Raw genomic sequence first — 9,245 nt, 5'->3', positions numbered from 1 at the left:
TGATTGGCGTCGTCAACAAAGTGAGGTGTACGTCACACTTATGCCCAATGAGGGCGCTGGCGATACAGTGGGGCCATGCGTATCCGAAACCTCACCCTTCCCGTATCCGATCCCGACAGCGTCGCCCGCTACTTTCGCGACGCGCTGCAGCTGCCCGTGCACGAATACCAGGTAGTGATTGGCTGGAGTACCATCACCCTCGCTTCCGCCGATGGACGGCCGGTCGGCGGCGTGCACCTGGCCTTCAACGTACCGGACAACCGTTTCGCCGAGGCGATGTCCTGGCTGCGCGCGCGCACGCCGTTGCAGCGTTCGCCCGATGGCAATGACTACTTCGCCCTTGAAAGCAGTTGGCAGTCCCAGTCGGTGTACTTCACTGGCCCGGATGGGCTGATACTGGAATTGATCGGCCGGCGGCGCCTGCCTGCGTCGTCGCACGTAGGGCCTTTCGATGGCGGCGAGCTCACCTGCCTGAGCGAGGTCGGGTTACCGGTTGGGGATGTGCCGGCGACGCAGCGCGTGTTGGCTGAGCGCTTCGGGCTGCAGCCGCTGTCGGACCCTTCGCCGGTGTTCGCACCGATGGGCGATGACGAAGCGCTGCTGATCGTGGTGGACGCCACGCGCCACTGGTTCCCCGAGCAGGTGGACCTGCCGAATGCACAAGGACTGGCGCTGGAAATCGAAGCGCCCCATGGGGCTGTGGAAGTGGCCGATGCCGGCCAAGGCTGGATCGTTCGCAGTCGCTGACGGCCCTCAAAAACAAAGCCCCGCGGGTGCGAGGCCTTGTCTCTTCAGCTCAGTGCATCAACTCATTCTTCTTCTTCGTTGGTGCCCTGCTGCTGGTTCTTGTTCTTCTGCTGGTCCTGCTGCTGTTGCTGCTGCTGACCTTTCTGGTCCTGCTGGTCGCGCTGGCCCTGCTGGTTCTGCTGACCCTGCTGACCCTGCTGGTTCTTCTGGTCCGGATTCTGCTGATTCTGCTGATTGGCCATCTGGATATCTCCCTAAAGCCGCATGCGGAATGCCGCGGTCATGGCCATCCTCTGCAGGCGCTGGTTAACCATGTGTGCGCATGTGTGGAGGACGGCGTCACGACGTGGTTTCCGCGCCTGCAAAACACCCCGAAACCCTTATGGAACAAGCACCTTAAGAGTTCATACTGGGATTGCATGTGTTCATGGCGCGGCGTGCTTTGGCCTATTCAGCCGTCGCCTGGATCGTGACGTTCCGATGACATGCCGTTGCATGGGTGGGTGACGACCGTTGGTCGTCACGCTCTTCCCGCTGCGCTCGCCGAGCGTGGCTCGGCGCTACCTGACTGCCAGTGCCAGCGCGATCCCCACGAACAGCGCCGCCCCTACCCAGTTGTTATGCAGGAACGCCTTGAAGCACCGGTCGCGCTCGCGATTGCGGCACAGCCAGAACTCATACGCCACCAGCCCGGCCGCCACGCCTACCGAAACGAAGTAGTACACCCCCAGCTCGGCCCGCACGCCCACCAGCGTCATCGCCGCCAGGAACAGCGCGTACAACACGCCCTGGATCACCAGATCCAGATCCCCGAACAGGATGGCGGTGGAATGCGAGCCCATCTTCAGGTCGTCATCGCGGTCCACCATCGCGTACCACGTGTCATACGCGGTGGACCACAGGATGTTGCCCACATACAGCAGCCACGCCAGTGCCGGCACCTCACCTTGCACGGCAGCGAAGGCCATCGGAATGCCCCAGCCGAAGGCCATGCCCAGGTATACCTGCGGCAGGTGCGTATAGCGCTTCAGGTATGGGTAGCTGGCCGCCAGGAAGATGCCGACGAAGCTCAGCGCCACAGTCAGCCAGTTCATCGTCAGTACCAGCGCGAACGCCACCAGCATCAACGCCGCGAACAGCATCAGCGCGTGCCGCCCACGCACCGCGCCGCTGGCCAGCGGACGATCCTTGGTTCGCTTGACGTGCGGGTCCAGCCAGCGGTCGGCGTAATCATTGATCACGCAACCCGCCGAACGGGTCAGCCAGACCCCGGCGGTGAATACGAACAGCGTCCACAGCGGCGGCAGACCGCCCGACGCCAGCCACAGCGCCCACCAGGTGGGCCAAAGCAGCAGCAACGTACCGATCGGGCGATCGGCGCGCATCAGTTTCCAGTAATGCCGCCAGCGCGGCGTCGCGTCCGCGCGGGACGCATCAAGGGGAGTGTGTGACATGGGGAAATGATACTCCCGCCAGGCAAAGGCCCAGGTAGTGACGGCCGCTGGCCGTCATGCGTCAGCAATCGGTGGGTGACGACCGTTGGTCGTCACGCCTTGGCCCTCAGAACAACAGCCTCAATCCTTGCCGTCGGACTTGTACTCGTAGTACCCGTAGCTGTAATAGCCCGTCGCACGCTTTTCCACCGCGTTGAAGATCGCGCCCTTGATCTGCACGCCGTTCTGTTCAAAGCGCTGCAGGGTAAGCAGGATTTCCTTTGCCTGGTTCACGCCGAAACGGGTAACCAGCAGGCTCGATCCGGCATGTGTAGCGACCAGCGCCGCATCGGTCACGGCCAGGATCGGCGGGGTATCCACGATGATCAGGTCGTACTGCGCCGACAGCAACTCCAGCATCTGCTGGAAACGCGGGTGCATCAGCAGCTCGGCCGGGTTCGGCGGAATGTCACCACGCACCATGTAGTGCATGTTGTCCAGGCCCGGCACCGGATGGATGGCCGCCTCGACTGCCAGCTTGCCACCCAGCACGTCCGAAAGGCCCTTCTGGTGCGAGATGCCGAGCAGCTTGTGCAGGGTGCCCTTGCGCATGTCCGCATCGATCACCAGCACGCGCTGTCCAGCCTGAGCGATGACCGCACCCAGGTTGCTGGACACGAACGTCTTGCCGACACCCGGACGCGGACCGGAGATGGTCAGGATGTTGTTCTTCGCCTCCAGCATCGCGAAGTGCAGGCTGGTACGCAGGCTGCGCAGCGCTTCCACCGTGGGATCTGCCGGGGAGCTGACCGCAAGCAGGTGCTGGCGGCCATCAGCGATTACGCGCGTTCCGTGCTTGCCCTTGCGCAGCTTCGGTAGCGCGGTGGACACGCTGAGCGGGATGGCGGCGTAGACCGGCAGGCCGAGTTCTTCCAGTTCGGCCGGGTCTTCGATGCCCGGGTTCAGCATGCGCTGCAGGAAGACAAATGCTGTTGCGAGCAATGCGCCAACAAGGGTCGCAATGATGACGATGAGGGGCTTACGCGGCTTGACCGGATTAGCAGTGTCCACCATGGCCGGGTCAACGATGCGTACGTTCCCTACGGCACCAGCGCGAGCCACGTCCAGCTGCTGCGCCTGGTTCAGCAATGCGGTATACAGCTCATTGCTGACCTGCAAATCGCGCGTAAGACGCAGCAATTCCTGCTGTGTATCGGGCAGGTCACTAACCTGACGCTTGAAGCCGGCCTTGCGGCCTTCGAGTTCGCTGAGCTGGTTGAGTAGAGCGCGGTAGGCCGGATGCTCGCGTGTGAAGCTGCGATCCATCTCCGCCTGCTTCAGGCGCAACTGCTGGATGCTGCCTTCCACGGCAACCTCCTGCTCCAGCAGACCCTTGGTCTGCATGGTGATGTCAACGGAGTTGGCGCGCGATTGGTAGCTGCTCATCGCAGCCTGTGCCTCTTCCACCTGTCGACGGATGGTCGGCAGCTGTTCCTTCACGAACTGCAGCTGTGATGCAGCCTCGGCGGAGCTACGGTCAACGTTCTGACGGACGTACGCCTGAGCAACATGCTGCACCACAGCCTGCGCGCGCTGCGGGTCCTCTGATTCGTAGCTCAGCTGCAGGATGCCAGAGTCCTTGCCCTGCTCTACAGCCTTGATGTCTTCCTGAAGGTCGGCAAGAACGTCGAGGCGGCGCGCTCGAGTGACATCAAAGCGAGTCCCTTTGTTAGCCCTGAGCGTTGCTACTTCCAGTTTCACCCCCCGACCCTCAGCGATCTTCCCCACCTCGCCCCGTAGCAACTCAACACCATCCTCGTCGGACAGCATGAAGCCACCAGCGCTATCAAGCACCTCCAAAGTAAGCGAGGTATCGACCATCGCGCGTGGGACTTCAAGCCGATGGATTTCAAGCACTTCACCGCCCCAGCCGTAGCTCGACAAGCCCAAGAGAGGCTTTGCAACGTCCTCTTCCGATGCCGGCGCGAAACGCCGGGAAAGGAAGTCGCCCACCAATGGCAGACGCTGCGGGCTAACGAGGACCTCCAAGTCAAGCTCATCGATCGCAGTGCCAATCACTGTGCGCGAGGTGAGCAAGGCAACCTCAGTCGTTGCCGCAGTGCTCCCACCGCCTCCTAGAGACGCTAGATCAGCGAGCCCTGGGATCGTAGGGACTTTCGATTCGACCTGTACGGTGGCTTGAGCCTGATATACCGGCTCCGAAAGCAGCGCGTATGCGATTCCCGCCAGTGAGAAGATCGCGGTAGAGATGATGATCCACCATTTCCGGTCGATCAGAACACCTACCAACTCCCGCAGATCAATCTCATCATCCTTGAGCGCTCGGGGATCCGTTTGCTTGGTCATTGCGTCCACTTGTGTTCGGGAGCAGACCACGCGCGGCGCACTGCTCGTTCAGGTAAATCAGGGGAGGTCCCGGCCATCAGACGGGCGCAACAGTCTACCTGATCCGTGTCGGCGCGCGAATCGCAGCGTCGGGAAGCCAGATCACGACGGATCTCGTGTCAACTCCCTGCCAATAGCAGCATTAGACCGAGGTCACACTTCTACCGCATTAAACTGAGTTGCGCGCTCCAAAACGGGGCGCCGACCCATTCAGCATTTGATATACCTGCGGCCGACGCTCTCATCGCGTGACGTGGATTTGCCCGTGCCACCTCTTGCCTTGTCGACGACCTGCTGTTCGAAGCTACGGGTGTAGTAGCATTACTTTCCCCAGCTCAACGCCGTGATTCCCACTGTTGAAGCGGGCTCTCAGGCCGGGAAAGTGTCCTGGCCATGGGATCAAACATCCGCACGCAAGGGCGACCGCAAAATGCATACCACCACAACAAGCGCCCGGCGAACGGATCCGCATGTTGCGCCCTCATTTTTGCCGCTGGTTAAGGGCACGTTCTGACAACCGGCCTGATCGTCGACGCCGCTTTCAGGACTCGCACCAACTATTCGTTCAGCAAGGACAGATGCCCTCGATGACCTCCGCGCCCATCCCCACCTTTTCAGTCGTAATCCCGGTCAAGAACCGCTCGCGACTCCTCTATCGAAGCCTGCTTTCACTGCGCGAGCAGTCATTACAGGATTTCGAAGTTGTTGTGGTTGACGATGGGTCTACCGAAGACATTGGCTTGGTGGTTGAGCTTTTCAACGACCTTGACATCACTCTACTGCGCCTGCCCGAAGGTGCTGCCGGGGCATGCGCCGCACGAAATGCGGGTAGCGATGCGGCCCGCGCCCCCTACATTGCTTACCTGGACAGCGATGATCTTTTTCTCCCCGACAAGTTGCGAAGCATCGCTGCTACCGTTGAGAACACGGGCGCCGATTTACTGGCATCGCCGCTACTAGTATATCGTGGCGACGAACGGCTGCAGCTGAGACCGACACGCGCCCCTGACGCTGATGAAGAAATAAGCGAGTTCTACTTCGTTAGAGATCAGCGCATACAGTCTTCAAGTATCGTGGTCAGCCGGGATCTTTTCCGTGCTGCGCGCTGGAACGAGAATCTGCGCAAGGTTCAGGACCCTGACTTCTTCATTCGCTGCTGCAGACTCGCCAGAAAAATGACCTTTTTACGTGAGCCACTGGCTGTACTTTTTGATGACGAACAAGGCGCCCGCATTTCCAGCGCGGGGGCCGAACATAGCATCGCGTCTTGGCTGGACTCTCCGGAATGCCCGCTCACTCCCAAGGCCCGCTCAGGCTTCGTGCTCTACGCCCTCTCACATGAAGTCGCGAAGCGCAGCAGAATCGCGGCCCTTTCGATGATCCTCCGAAACGCGCGCGCAGTTGAACCAAAGACCGTCCTTAAAAGCATCTACCGCACACTGGCTCCCGAACCCCTCTTCAAGCAGACGGCACTTATTTTCGCCACCCGTGGCCCAAGAGATAATGGTACGGCTAGCTACGACTACATTGAGCGGCTCAAGCATATGGCAGTCCGAGCCGAGGGCATGTCGTGACGCACAAGAGTATCGGCTTCATGAGCGTGAAGACGCAGTTCGACAACCTCGGCGATGCGCTCATAAATCGCGAGCTGGCCAGGCTGATTGCCGCACGGATCCCACTGTCCATCGATCTGAGCAGGTCTCCCGAAAGCTTCCACGCAACGATGGGCGTGGAGGGGATCGCAAACACGCGGCTGGTTCATGGCCCCCGCGGCAGAATGATGCTTGCCATGGCGGCTGCCGCCCTTTCCGGCCAGAGATGCTACTTCTTCCTCAATCCGGGCGGGCTGGGGGGGGGCGTGGGTGACAGCAGTCGGGCTTTCATCTCATCAATCGTCTATAACCTGATCCTATTCGGCCTGAAAATGGTCGGCGTCAAAGTATGCCTGGCAGGCGTTTCGTTCGAGCCAATGACGCGTCGCGAGCTGCTTGTTACCCGTTTCCGCCGTGCTATCTGCCATTCATTCTCGGTGCGGGACAAAGAAAGCGCCCGCTACCTTGAAAGTGAGGGAATCCGGGTGGATGGCATCGCGCCTGACCTTTCTTTCAACCTATACGATGAGCCCGCGCAGATTATCGGACCAAGGGACATCGCCACGGCTTATAGTTTCCGCGCAGATCGCGGACTCGACATGGAACGCTTATCTGCAATGGCCATGGACCTTATCGACGCCAGCCCAGCCGGCTCGATCCACGCCATCGTGTCCCAAGTCGGCCGCGACAACGCGGCGATGTTCAGCCTTTACGAGAAGCTGTCCGCCTCTTACGGACCGGATCGCATAATTTTCGTCGACTGCCATCAAAGCATGGATGACGCTTCAGCGATCTACTCCCGGGTGGAATCCCTGTACTCCAATCGATTGCATGCATTATTGGTAGCCGCTCACGCGGGATCGGTGCCCGTCGCACTCATCCCACAAGGTAAACAAAGAAAGATCTCGGCGCTTTTTACCGACCTGGGGCTATCGGGAAATATCATCGACTTCAACGCACCCACTCCCTCTGGCTGTGCACCGATGCGTCGTGACACCGCATATCAACAGTGCGAGCAACTGAACGCATTCTTTGATCAATTACTTTCCGCGCGATGAAATCCATGCCCTTATCGGACAGGACCGCAGTGCAGGTTCCACGGATTTCCGTCCTGCTTTTCGTCTTCGGCGCCCTTTGCCTGGATCTGAATCTTCCTCGGCTGGGAAGCCTGAAGATCGGCAACCTGGTGATGGTCACTTCCATGTTGCTTTCTATAGGATTGCTGGCCTACAAGAATGCTTGGCGCCTTCCTTTTCCGACCATTCGCTCCTCAAATCGGATCTTGCTGGTTTACCTCGGGCTGATTGCAGCAAGCACGTTGTGGGCTCCTTCGGCCATGGACACGCTCTACCAGTGTGTACTGCTCATCGTGATCTATGCAGCCAGTGTCTTTCTCGCTTCAGCGCCAATCGAACGAGTCGTACGCTCCATTGTGGTGCTTGCGTGCATTGCCGCAGTACTTTCGCTTGCAGTCATCCCAGCTGACCGGGCGCTCGCTTTCCAACCGTTCACCTCCGGCGAGCGACCCGAACTACGGGGCGTTTTCGAACACCAGTTGCGGCTCGGCCTTTACATGGGTCTCGCGCTGGGACTTGTAGTGCTTGCTGCACTCAACGGCGACCTCAGGCGCATTTTTCCCCAGAGGTGGTGGCTCTACTTATGCCTTCCCCTGATCTTCGCGGCATTCATACTGGCTTACGCCCGGCTCTACTCCTTTTTTGTAGTAGTTGCGCTTGCGTTGACCATCGCATTTGCTATGGGGCGATGGATGCGGTGGATGGCCGGCATCTGCACGCTGGCTGTTGTTGTAGTTGCTATCACCATCCAGTCAAGTTTGGAATCCACATTGGCCGGTGCGGGCGTCGATACAAGCCTCACCGGGCGCACGACCATATGGCTCCGCAGCATAGGGGAAGCGGCGCTGACTCCCCTCAAAGGCCACGGCTTTGCCTCATTCGATCAACCAGCTTTTGATCACCTCTGGCCCGGCGTCTATCGCCCCCCGCATCCACATAACAGTTTCATCCAGGCCTTCTTCGAGAACGGCTACCTCGGCTTCGGACTGGTGGTTCTACTCGCACTCAGCCACATATGGGTCGCGGGCGCTAGAAATCCGGACCAACGTTACTCATACACGTTCTTTTTCGTGCTTACCATGGTCCTTGGGAGCCTTACTGGCGCCAACTACGCATCGAAACCCGTGACCCTGTATTGCCTCGTCTTGTTGATGACGTCGATTGCCATCCAGACACGGAATAAAAGCAAATGACTACTAATTTTCCTGCCCCCGTCAGGCTCTTCGGGGTCCACATAGATCCGCTCACGCTGCGCGAAGCGGCCGCTCAGGTCACAAACGCCGCTGTTCGGGCAGACCGATTTCACTATGTGGTGACCCCGAACGTTGACCACATTGTCATGTTGGATTCGGATACGGAGTTCGCCGAGGTTTATCGACAAGCCTCCTACGTCCTCGCCGACGGCTGGCCCGTGTACGCGGCGTCGCGACTTCTTCGTCGTCCGGTTCCCGAGCGGGTCGCCGGAAGTGATCTAGTGCCGGCGGTTCTGGAACATGCCGAGCAGAATCGACTTCCTTTATCGGTGTTTGTGCTTGGAGGAATGGGGGACGTGCCGCATCGTGCGATAGACAACGTTTCGAGGAGCTATCCCTCGCTACGGGCGGCAGGTAGCTATAGCCCCCCGCTTGGCTTTGAGGCCGACGAATCCGAGTCGTCCGCGATCATTGACATGATTCGAGCATCGGCGGCCAACTTCATCATCCTTGGCCTCGGCTCACCAAAGCAGGAGAAGTGGGTATTCCGTAATCGGCATCTGCTGCCTGCTGGCATCGCGATATGCGCGGGCGCGACGGTTGATTTCATGGCGGGGAGCGTGAAGCGCGCTCCACGTTGGATGGGGGCGATCGGACTGGAATGGCTTTATCGCCTCAGCTCTGACCCACGTCGCCTGTTCCGTCGCTATGCACGGGATGCATTCATCTTCCCTGGCATTTTCATCCGCGAAGCGCTTCGCCTCCAGCGCGATCGCGCGGGCTAAAGGGACCATGCAA

The 9,245-nt window shown here is 59.7% G+C and carries 8 protein-coding genes; 5 read left to right on the top strand and 3 right to left on the bottom strand.

From position 1 onward, the window contains the following. The first annotated feature begins 75 nt into the window (after window positions 1–75). Window positions 76–747: a VOC family protein gene (locus H9654_RS12730; RefSeq protein ID WP_191771135.1), complete on the top strand. Its 672-nt coding sequence runs from the start codon at window positions 76–78 to the stop codon at window positions 745–747. Between the two features lie 62 nt (window positions 748–809). On the opposite strand, the gene H9654_RS12725 is transcribed toward H9654_RS12730, so the two are convergent. From H9654_RS12725 to H9654_RS12715, 3 genes are all read right to left on the bottom strand, one after another. Next, entirely contained in the window at window positions 810–989 is a 180-nt protein-coding gene (locus tag H9654_RS12725) for a hypothetical protein (RefSeq protein WP_191771134.1), read from the bottom strand. A gap of 318 nt (window positions 990–1,307) precedes the next feature. Further along, window positions 1,308–2,201: a 4-hydroxybenzoate octaprenyltransferase gene (gene ubiA / locus H9654_RS12720; protein WP_191771133.1), complete on the bottom strand. Its 894-nt coding sequence runs from the start codon at window positions 2,199–2,201 to the stop codon at window positions 1,308–1,310. A gap of 120 nt (window positions 2,202–2,321) precedes the next feature. Further along, window positions 2,322–4,547: a polysaccharide biosynthesis tyrosine autokinase gene (locus tag H9654_RS12715; protein WP_191771132.1), complete on the bottom strand. Its 2,226-nt coding sequence runs from the start codon at window positions 4,545–4,547 to the stop codon at window positions 2,322–2,324. Window positions 4,548–5,164: 617 nt separating this feature from the next. Between H9654_RS12715 and H9654_RS12710 the strand changes: the two genes are divergently transcribed. Genes H9654_RS12710 through H9654_RS12695 form a run of 4 tightly spaced genes read left to right on the top strand, consistent with a single transcriptional unit; the run spans window position 5,165 to window position 9,232 of the window. Continuing rightward, window positions 5,165–6,160, top strand: a complete 996-nt coding sequence (locus tag H9654_RS12710) for a glycosyltransferase family 2 protein (RefSeq protein WP_191771131.1) — start codon at window positions 5,165–5,167, stop codon at window positions 6,158–6,160. Window positions 6,161–6,180: 20 nt separating this feature from the next. Continuing rightward, window positions 6,181–7,236 carry a polysaccharide pyruvyl transferase family protein gene (locus H9654_RS12705; RefSeq protein ID WP_191771130.1) on the top strand — a complete coding sequence of 352 codons (1,056 nt, stop codon included), beginning with the start codon at window positions 6,181–6,183 and terminating at the stop codon, window positions 7,234–7,236. Further along, window positions 7,233–8,447 (top strand): O-antigen ligase family protein, encoded by a 1,215-nt coding sequence (locus H9654_RS12700; RefSeq protein ID WP_191771129.1) that lies wholly within the window; start codon window positions 7,233–7,235, stop codon window positions 8,445–8,447. The genes H9654_RS12705 and H9654_RS12700 overlap by 4 nt, the downstream gene beginning before the upstream one ends. Then, a complete protein-coding gene (locus H9654_RS12695) occupies window positions 8,444–9,232 on the top strand; it encodes a WecB/TagA/CpsF family glycosyltransferase (protein ID WP_191771128.1) in 789 nt (262 codons plus the stop codon). Before H9654_RS12700 ends, H9654_RS12695 begins: the two co-directional genes overlap by 4 nt. Window positions 9,233–9,245: the final 13 nt, after the last annotated feature.

Origin of the sequence: Stenotrophomonas lacuserhaii, from assembly GCF_014836545.1 — a bacterium.
Taxonomy (GTDB): Bacteria; Pseudomonadota; Gammaproteobacteria; order Xanthomonadales; family Xanthomonadaceae; genus Stenotrophomonas; species Stenotrophomonas lacuserhaii.
Note: the sequence above shows the minus strand (reverse complement) of the source record. Positions and strands in the feature narration are given on the sequence as shown.